The sequence below is a fragment of the Mycobacterium europaeum genome (genome assembly GCF_034555895.2).
Classification (GTDB): domain Bacteria; phylum Actinomycetota; class Actinomycetes; order Mycobacteriales; family Mycobacteriaceae; genus Mycobacterium; species Mycobacterium europaeum.
Genome location: NZ_CP157315.1, coordinates 999,586 through 1,025,276 on the forward strand (window position 1 = coordinate 999,586; position 25,691 = coordinate 1,025,276).

The 25,691-nt window shown below is 69.3% G+C and carries 16 protein-coding genes and 2 tRNA genes; 9 read left to right on the forward strand and 9 right to left on the reverse strand.

Annotation, left to right across the window (positions count from 1 at the left end):
- The first annotated feature begins 238 nt into the window (after positions 1 to 238).
- The 3 genes from U8D42_RS04875 to U8D42_RS04885 are packed head-to-tail and all read left to right on the forward strand — an operon-like array spanning position 239 to position 11,235.
- Complete coding sequence (locus U8D42_RS04875; RefSeq protein ID WP_322859039.1) at positions 239 to 9,466, forward strand: polyketide synthase; 9,228 nt, start codon at positions 239 to 241, stop codon at positions 9,464 to 9,466.
- Positions 9,467 to 9,497: 31 nt separating this feature from the next.
- On the forward strand, positions 9,498 to 9,896 hold the full coding sequence (gene acpS / locus U8D42_RS04880; RefSeq protein ID WP_046182674.1) for a holo-ACP synthase AcpS: 399 nt from the start codon (positions 9,498 to 9,500) through the stop codon (positions 9,894 to 9,896).
- 10 nt (positions 9,897 to 9,906) lie between these two features.
- Positions 9,907 to 11,235: a dipeptidase gene (locus tag U8D42_RS04885; RefSeq protein ID WP_322859038.1), complete on the forward strand. Its 1,329-nt coding sequence runs from the start codon at positions 9,907 to 9,909 to the stop codon at positions 11,233 to 11,235.
- A 116-nt stretch (positions 11,236 to 11,351) separates the two neighbouring features.
- Here U8D42_RS04885 and U8D42_RS04890 read toward each other — a convergent pair whose 3' ends face one another.
- Both U8D42_RS04890 and bcp read right to left on the reverse strand, forming a co-directional pair.
- The gene (locus tag U8D42_RS04890; protein ID WP_322859037.1) at positions 11,352 to 11,576 is read right to left on the reverse strand and encodes a hypothetical protein; all 225 of its coding nucleotides are present in this window, start codon (positions 11,574 to 11,576) and stop codon (positions 11,352 to 11,354) included.
- 179 nt (positions 11,577 to 11,755) lie between these two features.
- Complete coding sequence (gene bcp / locus U8D42_RS04895) at positions 11,756 to 12,229, reverse strand: thioredoxin-dependent thiol peroxidase (RefSeq protein ID WP_322859036.1); 474 nt, start codon at positions 12,227 to 12,229, stop codon at positions 11,756 to 11,758.
- A 98-nt stretch (positions 12,230 to 12,327) separates the two neighbouring features.
- On the opposite strand from bcp, the gene U8D42_RS04900 reads away from it, so the two are divergent.
- Positions 12,328 to 12,555 carry a DUF3618 domain-containing protein gene (locus U8D42_RS04900; protein ID WP_067947172.1) on the forward strand — a complete coding sequence of 76 codons (228 nt, stop codon included), beginning with the start codon at positions 12,328 to 12,330 and terminating at the stop codon, positions 12,553 to 12,555.
- 380 nt (positions 12,556 to 12,935) lie between these two features.
- Here the strand turns inward: U8D42_RS04900 and U8D42_RS04905 are convergent.
- Both U8D42_RS04905 and U8D42_RS04910 read right to left on the reverse strand, forming a co-directional pair.
- Positions 12,936 to 13,011 (reverse strand) — tRNA-Lys (locus U8D42_RS04905).
- Between the two features lie 185 nt (positions 13,012 to 13,196).
- Entirely contained in the window at positions 13,197 to 14,435 is a 1,239-nt protein-coding gene (locus U8D42_RS04910) for a GNAT family N-acetyltransferase (RefSeq protein WP_322859035.1), read from the reverse strand.
- A 196-nt stretch (positions 14,436 to 14,631) separates the two neighbouring features.
- Between U8D42_RS04910 and U8D42_RS04915 the strand changes: the two genes are divergently transcribed.
- The 3 genes from U8D42_RS04915 to U8D42_RS04925 all read left to right on the forward strand — a co-directional run bounded on the left by U8D42_RS04915 (position 14,632) and on the right by U8D42_RS04925 (position 19,286).
- Positions 14,632 to 16,989 carry an MMPL family transporter gene (locus U8D42_RS04915; protein WP_322859034.1) on the forward strand — a complete coding sequence of 786 codons (2,358 nt, stop codon included), beginning with the start codon at positions 14,632 to 14,634 and terminating at the stop codon, positions 16,987 to 16,989.
- 66 nt (positions 16,990 to 17,055) lie between these two features.
- On the forward strand, positions 17,056 to 17,958 hold the full coding sequence (locus tag U8D42_RS04920) for a DMT family transporter (RefSeq protein ID WP_090421592.1): 903 nt from the start codon (positions 17,056 to 17,058) through the stop codon (positions 17,956 to 17,958).
- Between the two features lie 116 nt (positions 17,959 to 18,074).
- A complete protein-coding gene (locus U8D42_RS04925; RefSeq protein ID WP_322859033.1) occupies positions 18,075 to 19,286 on the forward strand; it encodes a L,D-transpeptidase in 1,212 nt (403 codons plus the stop codon).
- Positions 19,287 to 19,317: 31 nt separating this feature from the next.
- Here the strand turns inward: U8D42_RS04925 and U8D42_RS04930 are convergent.
- Both U8D42_RS04930 and orn read right to left on the reverse strand, forming a co-directional pair.
- Positions 19,318 to 19,393 (reverse strand) — tRNA-His (locus U8D42_RS04930).
- A gap of 46 nt (positions 19,394 to 19,439) precedes the next feature.
- Positions 19,440 to 20,087, reverse strand: coding sequence for an oligoribonuclease (orn, locus tag U8D42_RS04935; protein ID WP_322859032.1), 648 nt, complete (start codon positions 20,085 to 20,087; stop codon positions 19,440 to 19,442).
- 120 nt (positions 20,088 to 20,207) lie between these two features.
- On the opposite strand from orn, the gene U8D42_RS04940 reads away from it, so the two are divergent.
- Positions 20,208 to 21,779 (forward strand): helicase HerA-like domain-containing protein, encoded by a 1,572-nt coding sequence (locus tag U8D42_RS04940; RefSeq protein ID WP_322859031.1) that lies wholly within the window; start codon positions 20,208 to 20,210, stop codon positions 21,777 to 21,779.
- Between the two features lie 3 nt (positions 21,780 to 21,782).
- Here the strand turns inward: U8D42_RS04940 and cmrA are convergent, their stop codons facing one another.
- Positions 21,783 to 22,589, reverse strand: coding sequence for a mycolate reductase (gene cmrA / locus U8D42_RS04945; protein WP_322859030.1), 807 nt, complete (start codon positions 22,587 to 22,589; stop codon positions 21,783 to 21,785).
- A 186-nt stretch (positions 22,590 to 22,775) separates the two neighbouring features.
- Between cmrA and U8D42_RS04950 the strand changes: the two genes are divergently transcribed.
- Entirely contained in the window at positions 22,776 to 24,116 is a 1,341-nt protein-coding gene (locus tag U8D42_RS04950; protein WP_322859029.1) for an MFS transporter, read from the forward strand.
- A gap of 4 nt (positions 24,117 to 24,120) precedes the next feature.
- Here the strand turns inward: U8D42_RS04950 and U8D42_RS04955 are convergent, their stop codons facing one another.
- Both U8D42_RS04955 and U8D42_RS04960 read right to left on the reverse strand, forming a co-directional pair.
- Positions 24,121 to 24,900 (reverse strand): MmpS family transport accessory protein, encoded by a 780-nt coding sequence (locus tag U8D42_RS04955; RefSeq protein WP_322859028.1) that lies wholly within the window; start codon positions 24,898 to 24,900, stop codon positions 24,121 to 24,123.
- Between the two features lie 64 nt (positions 24,901 to 24,964).
- A complete protein-coding gene (locus U8D42_RS04960; RefSeq protein ID WP_322859027.1) occupies positions 24,965 to 25,621 on the reverse strand; it encodes an SACE_7040 family transcriptional regulator in 657 nt (218 codons plus the stop codon).
- Between the last annotated feature and the right edge of the window lie 70 nt (positions 25,622 to 25,691).

A 25,691-nucleotide genomic window follows, 5' to 3' on the forward strand; every position in this document is an offset into this window, starting at 1 on the left:
CCGTGCGTAGAACTCATCAGTAACCGATCACCACGAAAAACGGGGGTCGGTCCTTATGACACTCTTAGTGCAGCCGATGCAGTCCGCCGCGCCGCTCGACCCACACGGGCGGTCCGCGACAACACACCGGTCAGCCGTTTCCCGGCTCTGATTCGACGCGGAATCGCCGAACCCGCCCGCCGGTGATGACCGGCCGAACGAACCGATACGTAAAGACGCATACAGGGAGACATAGAAGGTGACGATCCATGAGCACGACCGGGTGTCCGCTGATCGCGATGGAAATGGCCCCCACGCGGCAGCCGGGGAAGCCCACGCTCTGGTCGACCGTCTGACGGCCGGCGAGCCGTACGCCGTTGCGTTCGGCGGCCAGGGCAGCGCCTGGCTGGAAACCCTCGAAGAACTCGTCTCGTCGGCCGGGATCGAATCGGACCTGGCAACGCTGGTCGGTGAGGTCGAGCTGCTGCTCGAGCCGGTGGCCAAGGAATTGGTGGTGGTGCGCCCGATCGGTTTCGAGCCGCTCACGTGGGTGCGCGCGCTGGCGGCCGAGGACCCGGTGCCGTCGGACAAGCACCTGACGTCGGCCGCGGTGTCGATCCCCGGCGTGCTGCTCACTCAGATCGCGGCCGTCCGCGCTTTGGCGCGCCAGGGCATGGACCTCGACGCGACCCCGCCGGTAGCGATCGCCGGGCACTCCCAAGGCGTGCTCGCCGTCGAGGTGCTCAAGGCGGCGGGTGCCCGCGACGCCGAGCTGCTGGCGATGGCCCAGCTCATCGGCGCGGCCGGGACGCTGGTGGCCCGCCGGCGCGGAATCTCCGTGCTCGGCGATCGCCCCCCGATGGTGTCGGTGACCAACGCCGACCCCGAACGCATCAGCCGGCTGCTCGACGAGTTCTCTCAGGATGTCCGCACCGTGCTGCCGCCCGTGCTGTCCATCCGCAACGGCCGGCGTTCGGTCGTGATCACCGGGACGCCCGAACAACTGTCCCGCTTCGAGCTGTATTGCCAGCAGATCTCGGAGAAGGAAGAGGCCGATCGCAAGAACAAGCTGCGCGGTGGGGACGTGTTCTCGCCGGTCTTCGATCCGGTGCAGGTGGAGGTCGGCTTCCACACGCCGCGGCTGGCCGACGGCATCGACATCGTCGGCGGCTGGGCCGAGAAGGTGGGCCTGGACGTCGCCCTGGCCCGCGAGCTGACCGAAGCGATCCTGGTGCGACGCGTCGACTGGGTCGAGGAGATCAGCCGTGTGCACGAGGCCGGTGCGCGCTGGATCCTGGACCTGGGTCCCGGCGACATCCTGACCCGGCTGACGGCGCCCGTCATCCGCGGACTGGGCGTCGGCATCGTGCCCGCCGCGACCCGCGGCGGTCAGCGCAACCTCTTCACCGTCGGGGCCGTCCCCGAGGTGGCGCGGGCATGGTCGACCTACGCCCCGACCGTCGTTCGCCTGCCCGACGGCAGGGTCAAGCTCTCGACGAAGTTCACCCGGCTGACGGGCCGCTCGCCGATCCTGCTCGCGGGCATGACCCCGACCACCGTCGACGCCAAGATCGTCGCCGCCGCGGCCAACGCCGGGCACTGGGCGGAACTGGCCGGCGGCGGGCAGGTCACCGAGGAGATCTTCGCGGGCCGCATCGAGGAACTGGCCACCCTGCTCGAGCCGGGCCGCACCTATCAATTCAACGCGCTGTTCCTCGACCCCTACCTGTGGAAGCTGCAGGTCGGCGGAAAGCGGTTGGTGCAGAAGGCGCGTCAGTCGGGTGCGGCGATCGACGGCCTGGTGATCAGTGCCGGCATCCCCGACCTCGAGGACGCCGTCGACCTGATCGAGGAGCTGAACGACGTCGGCATCAGCCACGTCGTGTTCAAGCCCGGCACGGTCGAGCAGATCCGCTCGGTCATCCGCATCGCCACCGAGGTGCCCACCAAGCCGGTCATCATGCACATCGAGGGTGGACGCGCCGGTGGCCACCACTCATGGGAAGACCTCGACGATCTGCTGCTGGCAACGTATTCCGAGCTGCGGTCGCGTCCCAACATCACCGTCTGTGTCGGCGGCGGCATCGGCACCCCAGAGCGGGCGGCCGAGTACCTGTCCGGGCGGTGGGCGCAGGCGTACGGCTTCCCGCTGATGCCGATCGACGGGATCCTGGTCGGCACCGCGGCGATGGCGACCAAGGAGGCCACCACCTCGCCGTCGGTCAAGCGGATGCTGGTCGAGACCCAAGGCACCGACCAGTGGGTGGGCGCCGGAAAAGCCGTGGGCGGCATGGCTTCCAGCCGCAGCCAGCTCGGTGCCGACATCCACGAGATCGACAACAGCGCGTCGCGGTGCGGCCGGCTCCTCGACGAGGTCGCCGGTGACGCGGATGCCGTCGCCGAGCGTCGCGACGAGATCATCGCGGCGATGGCGAACACCGCCAAGCCGTACTTCGGCGACGTCGCCGACATGACCTACCTGCAGTGGCTGCAACGCTACGTGGAGCTGGCCATCGGCGCGGGCGACTCCACCGCCGACACCGCCGCGCCGGGCAGCCCCTGGCTGGCCGACACCTGGCGCGACCGCTTCCAGCAGATGTTGCAGCGGGCCGAAGCCCGTTTGCACGCAAACGATTCCGGTCCGATCGCCACGCTGTTCGCGGACCCGGCGTTGCTGGAAAGCCCCGAGCAGGCCATCGCCACGCTCGTCGGCGAATACCCCGATGCCGAGACCGTACAGCTGCACCCGGCCGACGTCCCCTTCTTCGTCACGCTCTGCAAGACGCCGGGGAAGCCGGTCAACTTCGTGCCGGTCATCGACAAGGACGTGCGGCGCTGGTGGCGAAGCGACTCGCTGTGGCAGGCCCACGACGCCCGCTACGACGCCGACCAGGTGTGCATCATCCCGGGCACCGCGGCCGTGGCCGGCATCACCCGGATGGACGAACCCGTCGGTGAATTGCTGGACCGCTTCGAGCAAGCCGCCATCGACGAGGTGCTGTCGTCCAACGGGCAGCCCCGCACCGTCGCGTCGCGCCGGATGGGCCGCCCCGACGTGACCGGACCGCTGGCCGTCGTGCTCGACGCCCCCGACGTGCAGTGGGCCGGCCGCACCGCGATCAACCCGGTCCACCGGATCGCCGACCCCGCCGACTGGCTCGTTCACGACGGGCCCGAGAGTCGCCGGGCCACACACTCGTCCACCGGGGCGCGGCTCGAGGTCGACGGCGACCGGGTGGTGCTGAGCGTTCCGGTGTCGGGGACCTGGATCGACATCCCGTTCACCTTGCCCCCCAACACCATTGACGGCGGAACTCCGGTGGTGTCCACCGAGGACGCCGCGACCGCCATGCGTGCGGTGCTGGCGATCGCCGCCGGTGTCGACGGGCCGGAGCTCTTGCCGGCGGTCGTCGACGGGACGGCCAGCGTGACGGTGGGCTGGGATCCGGAGCGGGTCGCCGACCACACCGGGGTCACGGCCACCTTCGGGGAGCCGCTGGCGCCCGGCCTCACGACCGTGCCCGACGCGCTCGTCGGGCTCTGCTGGCCCGCCGTCTTCGCGGCGATCGGCTCGGCGGTCACCGACACCGGCGTCCCGGTCGTCGAGGGCCTGCTCAGTCTGGTGCACCTCGACCATGCGGCCCACGTGGTCGGCGCGCTACCGAAGGTGCCGGCCGAGTTGTCGATCGCCGCAACGGCTTCGGCGGCCATTGACACCGACATGGGCCGTGTCGTCCGGGTCGCGGTCACGATCGCCGACGCCGGCGGCGCGCCGATCGCCACTCTCGATGAGCGGTTCGCGATCCTGGGCCGCACCGGTGCCGCCGAGCTCACCGAGCCGGTGCGGGCCGGCGGCGCGGTGTCGGAGAACGCGACCGACACCCCGCGTCGTCGCCGCCGCGACGTCCGGTTGACCGCCCCCGTCGACATGCGGCCGTTCGCCGTGGTGTCCGGTGACCACAACCCGATCCACACCGACCGGGCGGCCGCACTGCTGGCCGGCCTGGAATCGCCCATCGTGCACGGCATGTGGCTCTCGGCGGCCGCGCAGCACGCGGTGACGGCCACCGACGGCCAGGCACGCCCCCCGGCGCGCCTGGTCGGCTGGACCGCCCGCTTCCTGGGCATGGTGCGCCCCGGCGACGAGGTCGACTTCCGCGTCGAGCGCGTCGGAATCGACCAGGGCGCTGAGGTTTTGGACGTCGCCGCCCGCATCGGATCCGATCTGGTGATGTCGGCGACGGCGCGCCTGGCCGCCCCGCGCACGGTGTACGCCTTCCCCGGTCAAGGGATTCAGCACAAGGGCATGGGCATGGACGTCCGCGCCCGGTCCAAGGCCGCCCGCAAGGTGTGGGACAAAGCGGACAAGTTCACCCGCGACACGCTCGGCTTCTCGGTGCTGCACGTGGTGCGCGACAACCCGACCAGCATCATCGCCAGCGGTGTGCACTACAACCACCCCGAGGGCGTGCTGTACCTGACGCAGTTCACCCAGGTCGCGATGGCGACCGTGGCGGCGGCGCAGGTCGCCGAGATGCGTGAGCAGGGCGCCTTCGTCGAGGGCGCCATCGCCTGCGGCCACTCCGTGGGCGAGTACACGGCGCTGGCCTGCGTGACCGGCATCTATGAGCTGGAAGCGTTGCTGGAGACGGTGTTTCACCGCGGCTCCAAGATGCACGACATCGTTCCTCGCGACGAGCTGGGCCGCTCCAACTACCGGCTGGCGGCGATCCGGCCGTCGCAGATCGACCTGCCGGACGACGAGGTGCCCGGCTTCGTGGCCGCGATCGCCGACCGCACCGGGGAATTCCTGGAGATCGTGAACTTCAACCTGCGCGGCTCGCAGTACGCGATCGCCGGCACGGTCCGCGGGCTGGAGGAACTCGAAGCCGAGGTGGAGCGGCGTCGTGAGCTCACCGGCGGCAAGCGCTCGTTCATTCTCGTGCCGGGCATCGACGTGCCGTTCCACTCGCGGGTGCTGCGCGTCGGGGTCGCGGAGTTCCGCCGCTCCCTGGAACGGGTCATGCCGCGCGACAAGGATCCCGACGTCATCATCGGGCGCTACATCCCCAACCTGGTGCCCCGTCCGTTCACCCTGGACCGCGACTTCATCCAGGAGATCCGGGACCTGGTGCCCGCCGAGCCGCTCGATCAGATCCTCGCCGACTACGACACCTGGCTGAGCGAGCGCCGCAACGAGATGGCGCGCATCGTCTTGATCGAGCTGCTGGCGTGGCAGTTCGCCAGCCCGGTGCGCTGGATCGAAACCCAGGACCTGCTGTTCACCGAAGAGGCCGCGGGCGGTCTGGGCGTGGAGCGGTTCGTCGAGATCGGGGTGAAGTCGGCGCCGACCGTCGCCGGACTGGCCACCAACACCCTCAAGCTGCCCGAATATGCCCACAGCACAGTCGAAGTGCTCAACGCCGAGCGCGACGCCGCCGTGTTGTTCGCCACCGACACCGACCCGGAGCCGGAGCCGGAGGAAGAGCCGGCGATCGCGTCGGACGCCGGGGCAACCCCCGTGGAGGCCGCGCCGGCGCCGGTGTCGGCACCGTCCGGAGGCCCTCGTCCCGATGACATCGTCTTCGACGCCGCCGACGCCACCCTGGCGTTGATCGCGCTGTCGGCCAAGATGCGCATCGACCAGATCGAGGAGCTGGACTCCATCGAGTCCATCACCGACGGGGCCTCGTCGCGGCGCAACCAGCTGCTGGTCGACCTGGGTTCGGAGCTGAACCTGGGCGCCATCGACGGCGCCGCCGAGGCCGACCTGGCCGGTCTGCGGTCGCAGGTGACCAAGCTGGCGCGCACGTACAAGCCTTTCGGCCCAGTGCTCTCCGACGCGATCAACGACCAGCTGCGCACGGTGCTGGGACCCTCGGGCAAGCGGCCGGCCGCCATCGCCGAGCGCGTCAAGAAGACGTGGGAGCTCGGCGACGGTTGGGCCAAGCACGTCACGGTCGAAGTGGCGTTGGGGACCCGCGAGGGCACCAGCGTGCGGGGCGGCGCCATGGGTCACCTGCACGAGGGCGCCCTGGCCGATGCGGCCTCGGTCGACAAGGTCATCGACGCCGCGGTGGCCGCGCTCGCCGCGCGCCGCGGCATCGCGGTGGCGCTGCCGTCGTCGGGTGGCGGTGGCGGTGCGACCGTCGACGCGGCCGCGTTGAGCGAGTTCACCGACCAGATCACCGGCCGTGACGGCGTGCTCGCCTCGGCGGCCCGGCTGATCCTCAACCAGTTGGGCCACGACGATCCCGTCAGCGCCATGCCGACGACCACGGACGCCGAACTCATCGACCTGGTCACCGCCGAACTCGGCGCGGACTGGCCACGTCTGGTCGCGCCGGCGTTCGACGCCAAGAAGGCCGTCGTGTTCGACGACCGGTGGGCGAGCGCGCGGGAGGACCTGGTCAAGCTCTGGCTGACCGACGAGGGCGACATCGACGCCCGGTGGCAAAGCCTGTCCGAAAGGTTCGAGGGCGCAGGCCACGTCGTGGCCACCCAGGCCACCTGGTGGCAGGGCAAGTCGCTGGCAGCCGGCCGCCAGATTCACGCATCGCTGTACGGCCGCATCGCCGCCGGCGCGGAGAACCCCGACCCCGGCCCCTACCGCAACGAGGTTGCCGTGGTGACGGGCGCCTCGAAGGGTTCGATCGCGGCGTCGGTGGTCGCGCGGCTGCTCGACGGTGGAGCCACCGTCATCGCCACCACGTCGAAGCTCGACGACGAGCGGCTGGCGTTCTACCGCGGGATGTATCGGGACCACGCCCGGTACGGCGCGGCCCTGTGGGTCGTCGCCGCCAACATGGCGTCCTACTCCGATATCGACGCACTGGTCGAATGGATCGGGACCGAGCAGACCGAAAGCCTTGGGCCGCAATCCATCCACATCAAGGACGCGCAGACCCCCACGCTGCTGTTCCCGTTCGCGGCGCCCCGCGTGGCCGGCGACCTGTCGGAGGCCGGTTCGCGCTCCGAGATGGAGATGAAGGTGTTGCTGTGGGCGGTGCAGCGCTTGATCGGCGGGCTGTCCAAGATCGGCGCCGAGCGCGACATCGCGTCGCGCCTGCACGTCGTGTTGCCCGGCTCGCCCAACCGCGGAATGTTCGGCGGTGACGGCGCATACGGCGAAGCCAAGTCCGCGCTGGACGCGCTGGTGAGCCGTTGGCACGCCGAGTCCTCCTGGGCGTCCCGGGTCAGCCTGGCGCACGCGCTCATCGGCTGGACCCGCGGCACCGGGCTGATGGGCCACAACGACGCCGTCGTCGACGCTGTCGAGGAGGCCGGTGTCACCACCTACTCCACCGACGAGATGGCGGCGATGCTACTGGACCTGTGCGACGTCGAGTCCAAGGTCGCGGCGGCCGGCGCGCCGATCAACGCGGACCTGACCGGCGGCCTCGGCGAGGCCAACCTGGACATGGCCGAGCTGTCCGCCAAGGCCCGCGAGCAGGCCACATCAGGCGAGCAGGCGACGGAAGGCGTTGCGGCCGAAGGCACCATCGCCGCGCTGCCGTCCCCGCCGCGCGGCTTCAGCCCGGCGCCCCCGCCGGAATGGGCCGACCTCGACGTCGACCCGGCCGACCTGGTGGTCATCGTCGGTGGCGCCGAGATCGGGCCGTACGGTTCGTCGCGCACCCGGTTCGAGATGGAGGTCGACAACGAATTGTCGGCGGCGGGTGTCCTGGAGCTGGCCTGGACCACGGGCCTGATCCGCTGGGAGGACGACCCCCAACCCGGTTGGTACGACACGCAATCCGGCGATCTGGTCGACGAAGCCGAGCTCGTGGAGCGCTACCACGACATCGTGGTGGAGCGGGTGGGCATCCGCGAGTTCGTCGACGACGGCGCGATCGACCCCGATCACGCCTCGCCGTTGCTGGTCTCGGTGTTCCTGGACAAGGACTTCACCTTCGTCGTCTCCTCGGAGGCCGACGCTCGCGGATTCGTCGAGTTCGATCCGGAGCACACGGTCATCCGCCCGGTTCCCGATTCGAGCGACTGGCAGGTGACGCGCAAGGCCGGCACCGAGATCCGGGTGCCGCGCAAGACCAAGCTGTCGCGGGTCGTCGGCGCGCAGATCCCCACCGGGTTCGATCCGACCGTGTACGGCATCAGCCAGGACATGGCCAGCTCCACCGACCGGGTGGCGCTGTGGAACATCGTCGCGACCGTCGATGCGTTCCTGTCCTCGGGATTCACCCCGACCGAACTGATGCGGTGGGTGCACCCGGGCCTGGTGGCCAGCACCCAGGGCACCGGCATGGGCGGCATGACGTCGATGCAGACCATGTATCACGGCAACCTGCTCGGCCGGAACAAGCCGAACGACATCCTGCAGGAAGTGCTGCCGAATGTTGTTGCCGCACACGTCATCCAGAGCTACGTGGGCAGCTACGGTGCGATGATCCACCCGGTCGGTGCGTGCGCGACCGCTGCGGTGTCGGTCGAGGAGGGCGTCGACAAGATCCGCCTCGGCAAGGCCGAACTGGTGGTGGCCGGCGGCTTCGACGACCTGACGCTGGAGGCGATCATCGGCTTCGGTGACATGGCGGCCACGGCCGACACGTCCATGATGCGGGGCCGGGGCATTCACGACTCGAAGTTCTCCCGGCCCAACGACCGGCGGCGGCTCGGATTCGTCGAGGCGCAGGGCGGGGGCACCATCCTGCTCGCCCGCGGCGACCTGGCGCTCAAGATGGGTCTGCCGGTGCTGGCCGTGGTGGCCTACGCGCAGTCGTTCGCCGACGGCGTGCACACCTCGATCCCGGCCCCCGGTCTGGGCGCGCTGGGCGCCGGCCGCGGCGGCAAGGAATCGGCGTTGGCGCGCTCGCTGGCCAAGCTCGGCGTCGGCGCCGACGACATCGCGGTGATCTCCAAGCACGACACCTCCACGCTGGCCAACGATCCCAACGAGACCGAACTGCACGAGCGGCTGGCCGATTCGCTGGGCCGATCGGAGGGCGCCCCGCTGTTCGTGGTGTCGCAGAAGAGCCTCACCGGGCACGCCAAGGGCGGGGCGGCGGTCTTCCAGATGATGGGCCTGTGCCAGATGCTGCGCGACGGGGTGATCCCGCCCAACCGCAGCCTCGACTGCGTCGACGACGAGCTGGCCGGCTCGGCCCACTTCGTCTGGGTACGTGACACCCTGCGGCTCGGCGAGAAGTTCCCCCTCAAGGCCGGCATGGTGACCAGCCTCGGGTTCGGCCACGTGTCCGGACTGGTGGCGCTGGTGCACCCGCAGGCCTTCATCGCCGCCCTGAACCCCGAGCAGCGCGCGGACTACCAGCAGCGCGCGGAGGCGCGGCTGCTGGCCGGTCAGCGCCGGTTGGCCTCGGCGATCGCCGGCGGCGCGCCGATGTACGAGCGCCCGGCGGACCGTCGCTTCGACCATGACGCACCGGAGAAGCGGCAGGAGGCGGCGATGCTGCTGAACCCGGCATCTCGGCTGGGCGAGGACGATGCCTACGAGGTCTCGGCCGGATGACGTCTCCGACCGTCCGTTAGCCTGGCCACCCATGGGAATTGTCGGTGTGGGGATCGACGTCGTCTCGATCCCTGATTTCGCCGAGCAGGTCGACCAGCCGGGAACCGTCTTCTCCGAGACGTTCACACCCGGTGAGCGTCGCGACGCGTCGGACAAGAGCTCGTCGGCGGCGCGCCACCTCGCCGCCCGCTGGGCGGCCAAGGAGGCGGTGATCAAGGCCTGGTCGGGGTCGCGGTTCGCGCAACGGCCCGTGCTGCCCGAGGACATCCACCGCGACATCGAGGTGGTCACCGACATGTGGGGGCGGCCGCGGGTGCGGCTCAGCGGCGACATCGCCAAACACCTGGCTGACGTGACGATTCACGTGTCGCTGACGCACGAGGGGGACACCGCCGCCGCGGTGGCGATCCTGGAGACGACCGCCGACTAGCCTCGACGGCATGAGTGATCTTGTGGAGCGTGTCCGCGAGGTGTTGCCGTCGGTGCGCCGCGACCTCGAGGACCTGGTGCGCATCGAATCGGTGTGGGCCGACCCCGGCCGGCGCGACGAGGTGCACCGCAGCGCGCGGGCGGTGGCGGACCTGCTGTCGCAGGCCGGATTTGGCGATGTGCAGATCGTCAGCGAGGGCGGCGCCCCGGCGGTCATCGCGCGTCATCCCGCGCCCCCTGGTGCGCCGACCGTGCTGCTCTACGCCCACCACGACGTGCAGCCCGAGGGCGATGCCGGCCAGTGGGCGTCGCCGCCCTTCGAGCCCACCGAACGCGGCGGGCGGCTCTACGGCCGCGGCAGCGCCGACGACAAGGCCGGTATCGCAACGCATTTGGCCGCCTTCAGGGCGCACCGCGGCCAACCGCCGGTGGGGGTGACGGTCTTCGTCGAAGGGGAGGAAGAATCCGGCTCACCGTCACTGGGGCGGCTGCTGGCCGCCCATCGCGACGCGCTGGCCGCCGACGTGATTGTCATCGCCGACTCGGACAATTGGAGCACCGACGTTCCGGCGCTGACGGTTTCGCTGCGCGGCCTGGTCGACTGCGTGGTCGAGGTCGCCACCCTCGACCACGGGCTGCACTCGGGCCTGTGGGGCGGGGTGGTCCCCGACGCGCTGAGCGTGCTGGTGCGGCTGCTGGCGAGCCTGCACGACGACGACGGCAACGTCGCGGTCGCGGGCCTACACGAAAGTACCGCCGCGACTGTGGATTACCCGCCCGAGCGGGTGCGCGCCGATTCGGGGCTGCTGGACGGGGTGTCCGAGATCGGCTCGGGCTCGGTCCCGCAGCGGCTATGGGCCAAACCCGCGGTCACCGTGATCGGCATCGACACCACGCCCATCGACAAAGCGTCGAACACCCTGATCCCGCGTGCCCGCGCCAAGATCAGCATGCGGGTCGCGCCCGGTGGTGACGCCGACGCGCACCTGGACGCGTTGACCGCTCATCTTCAAAAGCATGTCCCGTGGGGCGCCCAGCTCAGCGTCAGCCGCGGCGACGTCGGCGAGCCCTACGCCATCGACGCCAGCGGCCCCGTCTACGACGCCGCGCGGGCCGCATTCCGGCAGGCCTGGGGGACGAAGCCCATCGACATGGGCATGGGCGGCTCCATCCCGTTCATCGCCGAGTTCGCCGACGCGTTCCCGCAGGCCAAGATTCTCGTCACCGGCGTCGAGGACCCCGGCACCCAGGCGCACAGCGTCAACGAGAGCCTGCACCTGGGCGTGCTGGAACGCGCGGCTATCGCCGAGGCGCTGCTGCTGGCGAATCTGGCCGAGTAAGGCGTCGAGATCGACGCCGGCGCGGAGAAGTACGCGTGAGCTTTTCGCTGGCGTCGATCTCGGCGGGAGGCTGGCAGCCTTGATGTTGTACTGCACGACCGATACGGGCGGCGGAACTATCTGCGGTCGCTCCGGGCCCCTGTCCAGCCGAGGTAGCCGAGGGCAACGCTGACGACGAGATAGAGGGCAGCCACGATCCAGAGCGACGTGGCGCTCCACGTCTTTCCCAGATAGTGCGGCTCGTTGAACGTTCCTGCCGCTATTGCAAAGCCGATATTCGCGTGCACCAGGCCGGCCCCGGCAAGGAATCCGCACAGGAATTTGAAGACCTCGCGCTTCATGTCGGGCCCCCTCCAGGCGTGCGCTGTTTCACCCCCAGGATCGTGGATATGCACGAAGGCGGGGTAGAGCACAAGGTCCCGCGCCGATGCGTCCGACAAGAAGGGAACACGCCGCCCGAGAACGCGCCGGCATCGATTGGCGTCGGCAGATGCGAACTCGCCGGCGGGAGAGCGTGGAGTCAGACGGAGAGGTCGCGGCGCAGCTTGGCGACGTGCCCGGTGGCCTTCACGTTGTACTGCGCAAGCGCGATCTTGCCATTTTCGTCGACCACGAAGGTCGAGCGGATCACGCCCCGCACGGTCTTGCCGTACATCTGCTTTTCGCCGTAGGCGCCCCAGGCCGTCAGCACCTTGCGCTCGGGATCCGACAGCAGCGGGAACGTCAGCTTCTCGGCGTCGCGGAACTTGGCCAGCTTCTCCGGCTTGTCGGGGGAGATGCCGATCACGTCCAGGCCGGCGTCGCCGAGTTCGTGGAGGTTGTCGCGGAAGTCGCAGGCCTGTTTGGTGCAGCCCGGCGTGGAGGCCGCCGGGTAGAAGTACACGATGACGCGGCGCCCCTCGTAGTCCGCCAGCGACACCTGGTTGCCGTCGGCGTCGGGCAGGCTGAAGGAGGGCGCTTTGTCGCCCGGCGCAAGCCGCGTGGTCTCGGCCATCTTCTGGGCCCCTTTCTGTTCACCGGAGCGTGGGGGTTATCGCCAGCTGATCTAGGGTAGTGCCTCAGGTGCATCAGGCCGATTGGGAGGACAGACACGTGGCGGACCGGGACCCCGAGGCCATCAAGCGGGACATCGACGTCGCCCGCGACCAGCTGGCGGCCACCGTCGACACCCTCGCCGTGCGGGCCAACCCCCGCCGCCTCGCCGACGACCTGAAGGCGAAGGCGATCGAGTTCGTCAAGAAACCAGCGGTGACGGTGACCCTGGCCGGCGTCGGTGTCCTGGTGGTCGTCGTGGTGGTGCACCGGGTGCGCAACCGCTGACCGGTCGGGTCATGCCGGCGCCCGTACCGTTCTGAACGGGCACCGGGATGTCGCCGTCCCGCGGCTGCGCCGAGCGCGCCGGGGCCGCAGGTCGCGGAAAGATCCACCGGCACTGAGGATTCGGCGGCGGGCCGTATCGCTACATCGCTCCCGCACGGCGCGCATACCACCGTCATTGCTCGTCGCCGAATGGCTGACGCCGATCCCGACGTCCAAGTCCGGCCGGCTGGGGCAAAGGCGCCGCGGGGTCGCACGGACACCTCAGGCGCCGCCGCGACGGCCCGAGGCCAGGCGTTTGGCGACCAGGCCCTCGAGCCCGGCGCGATAGCCAGAGCATCCATGCTGGTCGAGGGCGGAAACACGCCCTGAAATGCCCTCTGTGGTGCGCCGTCAGGGTTTCGAACCCCGGACCCGCTGATTAAGAGTCAGCTGCTCTACCAACTGAGCTAACGGCGCTTTCGACGGCCGAGACCGCGTACGCGACAATAACAGGCGTCCTGCCGCGGCGCGAAATCCTCCGATCCCCTCCAGGATAGACAACGCCGCCACGTGGGGTGGGATGTTTGCCGAGAGCCCGGCGGTTCCCGCGCTGTTGGTCGATGAAAGAGCCTGGTGCGCAGCACATCAGCGCGTTGAACGCCTCAGAAGAGCGTCCCGCAGTACGGGGCCCGGTCGGTGGCGAAGGCGACGCCCAGCTGGCGGAGCGTACCCGGCCGCAGCTCGGTGATCCGGCCCGCGCGGCTGAGTCCGGAGGCGCTGTGGGCGCCCATGTAGATCGTGGCCAGGTCGGCCAGGCCGATCTTCACGTCGGCGGGACCGTCGTGCGGCGTGCACTTCGCCACGCCGTCACGGGCCTGCAGCAGGAATTGCCCGCCCGCCAGGCCGAGCGGGTCGTCGACCTCCAGGGTGACCTCGATGTCGGCGGCATAGGCGCGGGCGCCCAGCACCTCGGGGACGTCGTTGATCCGGACCCACAGGAAATCGTCCACCCCGATGGTTTCCGCGGCCCGCAGGTCGGTGAGCTTGAGCGGCAGCGGATCGTCGACCGGCACGTCGATCTCGACGCTGTCGAACATCTCCAAGGCCGACAACGTGTGCAGCAACTCGGTGTGTGCCTCGTCGGTGACAGGGCAGAAATCTTGGACGACCACGTTGCCCAGCGGGGGCCGGTACCCGTGGTTCGACTGGCCGACGACGCGGTACGTCAAGAAGCCGTCCGGATGGATCGTGTAGTTCAACGCGGTCCCGGTGGCCCGCTCGGTCGGCCTGTCCGCCAAGTAGTCCGCCCACCAGGCGTCGTTGCGGGTCACCGCGCCAGGCGTTGTGGCGCACCATCTTTCGTAGATTTCCGGCAGCAGGTGCCGCGCCTCGGCGGTGTGCACCTCGCGAGCCCGGATCTGGCTCGGCCGGTTTCGCAGCTTTGCGAACCGGCGGTCGATGCGGTAGCTGCGGAGGTAGCTCGCCACGCCGGCGCCGAACCCGTCGTACATCGCGGTCTGGGTCGGCACCCCGAAGACGATCGGATAACCGCGGTCGATGAGTATGCCCAGCCCCTTGGCGCTGAGCTGTCCCCAGACCCCCTTGCCCTGATGCGTTGACGCGACCGCGATCATCGTCAGCCACGCGGCCCGCAGGCTGGCGCCGCCCGGCACCGTCAGCTGCGTGGGATAGATGATCGATGTCCCCACCAGCAACGGCCGATGCGGATCGGAGACGTCCTCGGCCACCAGGATGTCGTTGATGTCGACGCGCCGTTTCCACGCTTCCACGGCATGCTCGTCGACCGGATCCCCGAACGTGCGAGCCTGATTCTCGTAGACGGCCTGCAGGTCGTCCACGGTCGGATGTCTCATGCTGATGGCGTTTTCGGTCGAGTTCATCGCTCATCCAATCCGCTTATAGCCCAGCCAAACCGGCGCTCCGCCCTGCGAACGACGTAGTGAGGGCGCCCCTTCCGTTCGTTACCCGAGTGCCGAATTGCCAAACGTGGCCGGGCCGCCTCCGACGAAGGTGGGTCAGGCGGCCTCGTTCGGGTATAGGGATACGCCGGGGGAGTTAGCACTGAAAGGACCAACGATGCTGCAAGCACTCACCCGCCTGGCCATCGCCGCGCCGCGCCGCATCATCGCGGTCGCCGTCTTGGTGCTGGTCGGGGCGGCGGTGTTCGGACTCCCGGTGATCAACAGCCTGTCGGGCGGCGGATTTCAGGACCCGACCTCGGAGTCGGCCCGGGCGACCAACGTGCTGCGCGACAAGTTCAACCAGACCGATCAGCAAATGCTGATCGTGGTGACCGCCCCGGCCGGCGTCCAGAGCCGTCAGGCACGCGACGTCGGAACCGACATCGCGAACCGCCTGAAGACGTCGCCGGACGTCTTGAATGTCTCCTCGGCGTGGACCTCACCGCCCCAGGCCGCCGCCCAGCTGGTCAGCAAAGACCAGAAATCCGGGATGATCGTGGCCGGCTTGAAAGGCGGGGAGAACGACGCCCAGAAATACGCCAGCACCCTCACCGACGAACTGGTGCACGACCGCGACGGCGTCACGGTGCGCGCCGGGGGCATGGCGGTGGCCTACGCCCAGATCAACGACCAGAACGAGCGCGACCTGCTGTTGATGGAGTCCATCGCGATCCCGCTGAGCTTCGCGGTGCTGGTCTGGGTGTTGGGAGGCGTGGTCGCGGCGGCGCTGCCGATCGTGCTGGGCACCCTGGCGATCGTGTGCACGATGTCGGTGTTGCGGCTGATCAGCTTCGCGACCGACGTGTCGACGTACGCGCTGGACCTGAGCATCGCGATGGGGCTTGCCCTGGCGATCGACTACAACCTGCTGATCATCAGCCGCTACCGCGAGGAGCTGGCCCGCAGCGGCGACCGGGAGCGGGCGCTGATGCGGACCATGGCCACCGCCGGTCGGACGGTGCTGTTCTCCGCGACCACGGTCGGATTGTCGATGGCCGTGATGGCCGTGTTCCCGATGTACTTTTTGAGATCCTCGGCCTACACCATCGTGGCCACCGCGGTCCTCGTCGCGGTGTCGGCCGTCGTGGTCACCCCGGCCGCGATCGCGCTGCTGGGGCCCCGGCTGGACGCGCTCGACGCGCGTCCGCTGTTGCATCGCATCTTGCACGGGCAGCGGTCGTTCCGGGATCACGCGCACAAGCCGCTCGAGGAGCAGTTCTGGTACCGCTCGACGCGGTACGTGCTGCGCCACTCCCTGCCGGCCGGTCTGGGCGTCGTCGCGTTACTGCTGTTGCTGGGGGCGCCGTTCCTGGGCGTGAAGTGGGGCTTTCCCGACGAGCGCGTGCTGCCCCCGTCGGCGTCGGCGCGCCAGGTCGCCGACATGCTGGACAACGATTTCGCCAACGGATTCGGGACCGGGGTCACCGCGGTCGTTCCCGACGCCCGGGGCATCGGGCCCGCTGACCTGGACCGCTACGCCGCCGCCCTGTCGCGGGTGACCGACGTGTCCGCGGTCACCGCCCCGACCGGCACGTTCGTCGCGGGTCACCTGGTGGGACCGCCCGCCGCGGCCACCGGTGCGGCCAACGGCAGCGCCTTCCTGACGGTGACCAGCAGCGCACCGCTCTATTCGCCGGCCTCGAACACCCAGCTGGACCAACTGCACAAGGTCCCCGGACCGGCGGGCCGGTCGGTGGAGATGACCGGGCTGGCCCAGATCAACCGCGACAGCGTCGGCGCGATCACCAAGCGGTTGCCGCTCGTGTTCGGGTTGATCGCCGTGATCACGTTCGCGCTGCTGTTTCTGCTGACAGGCAGCGCGGTGCTGCCGCTGCAGGCGCTGGTGTGCAACCTGCTGTCGCTGACGGCCGCGTTCGGGGCCATGGCGTGGATCTTCCAGGACGGCAACCTGGGTGCGCTGGGGACCACCCCCAACGGGACGTTGAACGCGAACATCCCCGTGCTGTTGTTCTGCATCGCCTTCGGGCTGGCCATGGACTATGAGGTGTTCCTGGTGTCGCGGATCCACGAATACTGGCTGGCCTCGCAGGCGATCCAGGACACGCCGCCGACCGCCGCGGAGGCGCGCGCCGCCACGGACGAGAGCACGGCATTGGGCATCGCCGGCATCGGCCGGGTGGTCACCACCGCCGCGCTGGTGATGTCGATCTCGTTCGCCGCCCTGATACCGGCGCACGTGTCGTTCATGCGGATGCTGGGCGTCGGCCTGACCCTTGCCGTGCTGGCCGACGCCACCCTGGTGCGGATGGTCCTGGTTCCGGCGTTCATCCACCTGCTCGGCCGGTGGACGTGGTGGGCGCCCAAACCGCTGGAGTGGCTGCGGGAGCGGTCCGAGACCGGTGAAGATGCGGCCGCCGCGGTGGGGCGGCGGCGCTGGGCGGCTGACGCCCCCGAGTCGCAGCGCCCCTCGATCCGGAGGTGGCCCACCAAAGCCGCGACAAACCGTGGTTGATCCAGCGGAATTCGCTGCGCCGCAAAGGTATTCGCGGCCCCATCCGATATCGACGGAGAAGCCATGATGACCAAGACCGATATCGCCGTGCTGCTGGCGCTGGCTTCGGCGCTGTGCGTCGCGATGGGCGACGTGCTGCAGCAACGCGCGGCGCACTGCCTCGAGGACCGCTCGGTCGGCCACGTCGCGCTGTTCGCCAGCCTGCTGCGCAACCGGCGGTGGTGGTGGGGCGCGCTGCTGCTCGCCGGGAGCGTCGCGTTGCAGGCGGCCGCTTTGGGTCAGGGTTCGGTGCTGTTGGTTCAGGCGCTGCTGATGTTCTCGCTGCTGTTCGCGCTGCCGATCAACGCCCGGTTGTTCCATCGCAGGGTGACCGGGGCCGAGTGGATGTGGGCCGGCTTGCTCACCGCCGCGGTGACCGTGATCGTCGTCGTCGGAAATCCGCAGGCCGGTCACGCGTCCGCGCCGCTTGGCACCTGGGCCGCGGTGGCCGTCACCCTCGGCCCGCTGTTGGTCGCCTGCATCGTCGCGGGCCGCATCTTCGGTGGCGCCGCGGCCGCGGTGCTGTTCGCCCTGGTGTCCGGTTCGCTGTGGGGGGTCTTCGCGGTGCTGGCCAAGCAGGTCGTCGCCCGGCTCGGTGATGGCGGATGGGCGGTGATCCGAACCCCGGAGCTCTACGCGGCGATCCTGGTCGTCGTGGGCGGGGTGCTGTGGAGCCAGGCGGCGTTTCGGGCCGGGCCGTTGACCGCGTCGATGCCCACGCTGGAGGTGTCGCAGCCGGTCGTGGGGGCCGGGCTGGGGGTTGTCGTGCTCGACGAGACGTTGGACGCCGGTCGCGCAGGAATGGTCGCCTTGGCGGTGGCCGTCCTGGTGGTCGCGGTTTCCATCGTCCAACTCGCGCGCGTCGAGGCCGTCGCCACGCGCGATCGGGTCGAGGCCGAACTGCACGACAGGGTGGGCCAACCGGCCTGATCACGGGTCCGCAACACCACGTCGCGGACCGGCCGAGGCCGGCATGCGCGCCGGCAAAAACCCATTAGAATGCATCCACTGTTTCTGGTCAGCGGTGACCAACTACATCGGTTTGCATGGAAGGTCACTCGATGACGCCTTTGCGCAGACGACGATCGTGGCTGGCTGTCGCGATCGCTTCGCTTGCTGTGTTCGGCGTCGCCTGCGGTGGCGGCCACACCGCGGCGCCGGCGAAGGTCATCTTCGACAAGGGCACTCCATTTGCCGATCTGCTCGTCCCCAAGCTCACCGCCTCGGTGACCGACGGCGCCGTCGGCGTCACCGTGGATGCACCGGTGACGGTCAGCGTCGCCGACGGCGTTCTCGCGTCGGTCACCATGGTCAACGAGAACGGCAAGTCGATCAGCGGTCAGCTGAGCCCCGACGGCCTGCGCTGGTCGACTACCGAGCAACTGGGCTACAACAGGCGCTACACCTTGAGCGCCAAAGCGCTGGGCATGGGGGGCGCCGCGAATCGGCAGATGACCTTCCAGACCAGTTCGCCCGCTCACCTGACCATGCCCTACGTCTATCCCGGCGACGGTGACGTCGTCGGGATCGGCGAGCCGGTGGCGATCCGCTTCGACGAGAACATCGCCGATCGGGTCGCGGCGCAAAAGGCGATCAAGATCACCACCAACCCGCCCGTCGAGGGCGCGTTCTATTGGCTCAACAACCGCGAAGTGCGTTGGCGCCCGGAACATTTCTGGAAATCGGGGACGACCATCGACGTGGCGGTCAACACCTACGGCGTCGACCTGGGTGACGGCATGTTCGGTGAGGACAACGTCAAGACGCACTTCACCATCGGCGACGAGGTGATCTCGACCGCCGACGACACCACCAAGACGGTGACCGTGCGCGTCAACGGCGAAGTGGTCAGGACGATGCCGACGTCGATGGGCAAGGACAGCACACCGACCGACAACGGGTTCTACATCATCGGCGGCCGGTTCAAGCACATCATCATGGATTCGTCGACCTATGGCGTTCCGGTCAACTCGCCCAATGGATATCGCACCGAAGTCGACTGGGCCACCCAGATGTCCTACAGCGGGGTCTTCGTGCACTCCGCGCCCTGGTCCGTCGGTGCGCAGGGCCACACCAATACCAGCCACGGGTGCCTGAACGTGAGTCCCAGCAACGCCGAGTGGTTCTACGACCACAGCAAGAGCGGCGACATCGTCGAGGTGATCAACACCGTGGGGCCGACGTTGCCGGGCACCGAGGGGCTGGGCGACTGGAACATCCCGTGGGCGCAGTGGAAAGCGGGCAACGCCAACACCTGACGTGCGGTCAGGAAGCGGCCTTCCGGCCGATTGGGGTGGCTGACGGGACTCGAACCCGCGACACCCAGGATCACAACCTGGTGCTCTACCAGCTGAACTACAGCCACCATTGCCGCCCTCTGGCCGTGAGGCCAACGAGCGGCGACGTCGATACTAGCCGGTCGGTGGCTCGGGGGCCGAATCGATCGGTCCCGGTGCGCCCGCTCCGCGGTCCAGATCGGCGACCACGGCCTCGATCTCGCTGGTAGACGGCCCCGGCGGGGCGACGAACGCGGTCCGGCGGTAATACCGCAGCTCGCGGATGGATTCATGAATGTCGGCCAGCGCTCGGTGGGCCAGCCCCTTGACCGGCTGGCCGAAGTAGATGCGCGGATACCAACGCCGGCAGAGCTCCTTGATGGAGCTCACGTCGATCATCCGGTAATGCAGGAACGCGTCCAGCGCGGGCATGTCGCGGGCGATGAACGCGCGGTCGGTGGCGATGGAATTGCCCGCCAGCGGCGCCGTCTTGGGTTGCTTGACGTGCTTGCTGACGTAGTCGAGCACCATGGCCTCGGCGGTCGCCAGGTCGACGGTGGACGCCCTCACCTCGTCGATCAACCCTGAACGCGTGTGCATTTCGGTGACGACGTCGATCATCGACGACAGGGCGGACTCGTCGGCGTGGATCACCACGTCGACGCCGTCGCCCAGGACGTTCAAATCGGCGTCGGTGACCAGGGCCGCGATCTCGATCAGCTTGTCCGATCCGAGATCCAGCCCGGTCATCTCGCAGTCGATCCACACCAACTCGTCTCGCACAGCGCTCACATTAGGCCCACGCGGCGCTTATGTTGCCCGTCGCCCCCAACTCCACCGGAGAAGTAGGGTGAGCGTTGCCGTACCGCATGCCGAACCAGTGGAGAACGGGGGCGCAGCACGATGAGCACCGAATCGGCGGAGACGCCCGCCCGCAGGATCGCGAACGGTTACGCCGTGGACGGGCAGGCGCTCGAACTGGGAACGGTCGTCATCGAGGGAGCGGCCGACCCGACGGCCCGGATACGCATTCCGCTGTCGACGATCAACAGGCACGGCCTGGTGGCCGGCGCCACGGGAACCGGCAAGACCAAGACGCTGCAGCTGATCGCCGAGCAACTCAGCGCCGCGGGCGTCGCGGTGATGATGGCCGACGTCAAGGGCGACCTGTCGGGCCTGGCCCGGCCGGGGGAGGCCAACGAGAAGACCGCGGCGCGCGCCAAAGACACCGGCGATGACTGGGCGGCGACCGGATTCCCGGTCGAGTTCTTGTCGCTGGGCACCGGCGGAGTGGGTGTCCCGGTCCGCGCGACCGTTGCCAGCTTCGGCCCGGTTCTGTTGTCGAAAGTGCTGGGGCTCAACCCCACTCAGGAGTCGACCCTGGGCCTGATCTTCCACTGGGCCAAAGCCGCGAACCGTCCGCTGGTCACCTTGGATGATCTGCGCGCCGCCATCGGCCACCTGACAAGCGATGAGGGTAAGGCGGACCTGAAATCGCTGGGCGGTGTCTCGCCGACGACGGCGGGCGTCATCCTGCGCGCGCTGGTGAATCTCGCTGCCGAGGGCGGTGACACGTTCTTCGGCGAGCCGAAGCTCGATCCCCAGGATCTGCTGCGCGTCGACGATCAGGGACGCGGCATCGTTTCGCTGCTCGAGTTCAGCGGCCAGTCGCTGCGTCCGGTCATCTTCTCCACGTTCCTGATGTGGGTGCTCGCCGATTTGTTCACGGTGCTGCCCGAGGTCGGTGACGTCGACAAACCCAAGCTGGTCTTCTTCTTCGACGAGGCGCACCTGTTGTTCGCCGACGCGTCCAAGGCATTCCTCGAGCAGGTCGAGCAGACCGTCAAGCTGATCCGCTCGAAGGGCGTCGGGGTGTTCTTCTGCACGCAGTTGCCGACGGACCTTCCCAATGACGTGCTGTCCCAACTGGGTGCCCGAATCCAGCACGCGCTGCGGGCATTCACCCCCGACGACCAACAGGCGTTGGCCAAGACGGTGCGGACCTATCCGAAAACCGATGTGTACGAACTGGAATCGGCGTTGACGTCGCTGGGTATCGGAGAGGCCGTCGTCACCGTGCTGTCCGAGAAGGGCGCGCCCACACCCGTCGCGTGGACGCGGATGCGGGTGCCACGCTCGTTGATGGCGTCGATCGGTGACGACGCGATCGCGCAGGCGGCGAAAGACAGTCCGCTGCAGGCGAAATACGGCCAAACGGTTCAACGGCCGGCGCAGCCGCCGGCCGCCGCCGGGGACGGACACGCCGGTTCGCCGCAGCCACCGCAGGCCCAGTCGGACTACCCGCCGGTCCCGCCGAACGAGCCGCCCCCACCGATGCCGCAGCCCGCGGAGCCCAAAGGGCCGGCGATGTGGGAGGAAGTGCTGAACAACCCCACCGTGAAAAGCGGCATCAACACGGCAATACGCGAGATTACGAAGAACCTGTTCGGCAACGGCCGGCGCCGGCGCCGCTGACCCCTACCCGCCGCCGAGCTTCTTGTAGAAGCTGCCCACGATAGGCGCGACGATAGCGCGGGGGGCGTACCCGCTGGCCACCGACATCGCCTTGGACGTCAGGCCCGGTACCACCCGCATCTTGTTGCGCTCCAACGCATCCAGCGACAGCTTGGCGGTGTGCTCGGTCGAGATCCACAGGAAGTCCGGCACCAGCCGTTCGACCAGCGACCGTTCGGCGTCATCGGGCAGATCGGTGCGCACCGGTCCCGGCGCCAGCAGCGTCACGTGCACACCCGAGTTGCGCAGCTCGCCGCGCAGCGACTCGCTGAAGGTGTTCGCGAACGCCTTACTAGCCGCATAGGTCGCGTTGTAGGGGATCGGCGAATTGCCCGCCGCCGAGCCCGAAATCAGGATGCCGCCGGCCCTGCGCTCGACCATGCCGGGCAGCACCGCGAGCGCGAGGTCGTGCACGCCCAGCACATTCAGCTGCAGCTGGGCCTTCTCGACCGCGGGGTCCAGCGTCGCCACCGGACCGAACGTCGCGGTACCGGCGTTGGCGCACAGGATCGAGATGGGCCGGGCGGCCAGTTCGTCGCAGAGTTTCGCCCGTTCGCCGGGGTCGGCCAGGTCGGCGGGACGCACGTCGACCGCGACGCGATACTTGTCGCTCAGGCGGGCAGCCAGCGCGTTGAGCAGGTCTTCGCGCCGGGCGGTGACGATCAGGCTGTGGCCGCGCGCGGCCAGTTCAGTGGCCAGGGCTTCACCGATGTTCTGCGAAGCGCCGGTGACGACGGCGCGCGCGTCCGGGCTGGGAGCGGGGATCGGCATGAGGCAATCGTAGACAGCCGCCGCGGCGTAGCCGGGCGCGGCGGGTCGCTGCGGGAACCAATCGCAGCGATCGCGAGCGCGGCGTAGCCGGGCGCGGCGGGTCGCTGCGGGAACCAATCGCAGCGATCGCGAGCGCGGCGTAGCCGGGCGCGGCGGGTCGCTGCGGGAACCAATAGGCTGCCGGGCATGGGCCAGCCGTCGTCGCGTTCCCTCACGCCCGCGCCATCCCGGGTGGTGGCCTGGGCGCTGTGGGACTGCGGCTCCACCGGCCTGAACGCGATCGTGGCGACCTTCGTCTTCGCCGTGTACCTGACCAGCAGCGTGGGGATAGGCATCTCCGGCGGCACCACGCCGGCGAGCTGGCTGGGGCGCGCCGCGGCGATCGCCGGGTTGACCGTCGCGCTGCTGGCGCCGGCCGTCGGCGTCTGGGTGGAATCCCCGCATCGCAGGCGGGTGGCGCTGAGTGTGCTGACCGCGCTGGCCGTCGTGCTCACGTGCGGGATGTTCTTCATCCACGACCGCCCCGGCTACCTGTGGGCGGGGCTGGTGCTGATGGGCGCGACGGCGGCGTGCGGCGACCTGGCCAGCGTCCCGTATAACGCCATGCTGCGCCAACTTTCGACGCCACAGACCGCCGGCCGGATCTCCGGGCTGGGCTGGGCGGCGGGTTACGTCGGCAGTGTCCTGCTCCTGCTGGTCGTCTACACCGGGTTCATCTCCGGGTCCGGCTCCGGGCCGCACGCGACGCGGGGGCTGCTGCGGGCGCCGCTTCACGATGGCCTCTACGTCCGGGAGGCGATGCTGGTCGCGGCGGCCTGGCTGGCGATCTTCGCCCTGCCACTGCTGTTCGTCGCACACCGGCTTCCCGACTCGGCCGAGGTGCACGCGCCGACGAGCATGCTCGGCGGCTACCGCAAGCTGTTCACGGAGGTGTCCGCCGAATGGCGGCGCGACCGCAACCTGGTCTACTTCCTGTTCGCGAGCGCGCTTTTCCGGGATGGGCTGGCGGCGATCTTCGCCTTCGGCGCCGTGCTCGGCGTCAACGTCTACGGCATCTCACAGGGCGACGTGCTCATCTTCGGTGTGGTGGCCAGCGTGGTGGCCGCGGTGGGCGCCGTGCTGGGCGGGTTCGTCGATCACCGGATCGGGTCGAAGCCCGTCATCGTGGGATCGCTGGTCGCGATCGTTGTCCTGGGCCTGACCCTGATGCTGCTGTCGGGTGCGGTGGCCTTCTGGGTATGCGGCCTGCTGCTGTGCATGTTCATCGGTCCGTCGCAGTCGTCCTCCCGCGCCCTGCTGCTGCAAATGGCCAAGCATGGCCGGGAGGGCGTCGCCTTCGGCCTGTACACGATGACCGGCCGGGCGGTGGCGTTCGTCGCGCCGTGGTTGTTCTCCGTGTTCGTGGACATATTCGGCGCCGTGCGCGCCGGCCTGGGCGGCATCTCGCTGGTGCTGATCGCCGGACTGCTCGCCATGCTGGCGGTTCGGGTGCCGGCGCGCGGCGCCTTCGCGGCCGAACCGACGTAGGCGCTTAGCGCCTGGCGTCGCAGATCGTCAGGCCCACGCCGACGCGCTTGCTCATCTGCACGCCGTTGACGGTGACCGAACAGGTGACGTTGTGGCCGATGTTGACGATGGTGACGTTGGCCGGGTGCGCGGCCGTCGCGGCCAGGCTGACCTCTTTGCTCCAGGGCAACGCGACGTTGAATTCGGTCTGGATGAGGTCCCCGGTGTCGATGTACATGATGCTGATCGCGCGGCCTTCGCCGGCCACGCTGTAGACGATGTCCTGCATCGCGGCCGGGCCGGGCGACTCGCTGGGTGTCGGCGCGCCGCCGGTCGGCGGCACCGGGGCCGGGATGCGCGGCTGGGAGGTGCGTGTCGACGGGCTCGGCACTGTCGGAGTCGTCTCCGGCATGGCGGGCAACGGCGGGACGGCGGTCTGCGTCTTGATCGCGTCGTTCACCAGCACCAGGGCGATGACCAAGGCGACCACGAGCAGCACGGCCGCACCGGCGACGATCCACAGCCAACGCGGTGGATGCTTCGGGCCTTCCGGCGGCGGGGGAGCCAGGCCCGGGGGAGGCGGTTGGCCCGATGGGCGAAGCTCTTGTTGCCAGTAGGCCGGCAGCTGTTTGGTGGTGTTGGTGTCGTTCGCCCATGACGGAGGCTGCCCGCCGTAGGCGGACGCATAGGGCGTCTGATCGGCGTAGGCCGGATCGGCCGGGGGCGGGTACCACGGACCCTGCTGCCCCGATCCGGGCATAGAAGCACTGAACCGGTCGGTGGGACGTGAATCGTTCATCTCCACCTCATGGATTGCAGAGTACCTGCGCCGGGCGCCGGGCCGGTGGTTCACCTCACCGGCCGGCGGCTCAGGGGCACTCGTTGCCGGCGGCGAGCGCGGCGACGGTCATCGCCCGCATGACGGCGCGGGATCGCGCGGCGCGGGCAGGCTTGCTGCGGGAGGCGTCGGGGGATTTCATGCTGTACGGCGTCGAGTTCAGCAGGCCGAACACCGCGTGGGCGGTCAACCGCGCGTCGGCCTCGGCCAGGTCGGGGTTCAGCTCGCGCAGCACCCCGACCCACACCTCGACGTACTGGCGTTGCGCTTTGCGCACCTGCTTCTCGGCCGCCTCGGGCAGGTGCGCGAGGTCGCGGTCCTGAATGCGGATCAGGTCCGGCTCCCCGAGCGCGAAGTCGAGATGAAAATCGATCAATCCGTCCAGCGCGGCGGCCGCGTCGGAGTTGCGGGCCCGCACGTCGCGGGCGCCGGCGAGCAACCGCGCGCTGATGCCCACCAGCAGCTCGACCAGCAGCGACTCCTTGTTGGGGAAGTGCCGGTAGATCGCCGGTCCGCTGACGCCGGCGGCGGCGCCGATGTCTTCGAGCCGCACGGCGAGGAAGCCGCGCTCGGCGAACAGTCGCTCGGCGGCCGAGAGTAGCTGCAGGCGCCGGTCGGATTTCAGCTGGCTGCGCCGCTTCGGGGCATCGGGGGGACCGGTCCGGTCGTCGGAGGTGGACGTTGTCATGACGAACCCCCGTCCAGTTGGTTAATCGTCACTAACTTAGCACGAGTTATCCACGATTAACCTGCGGTAA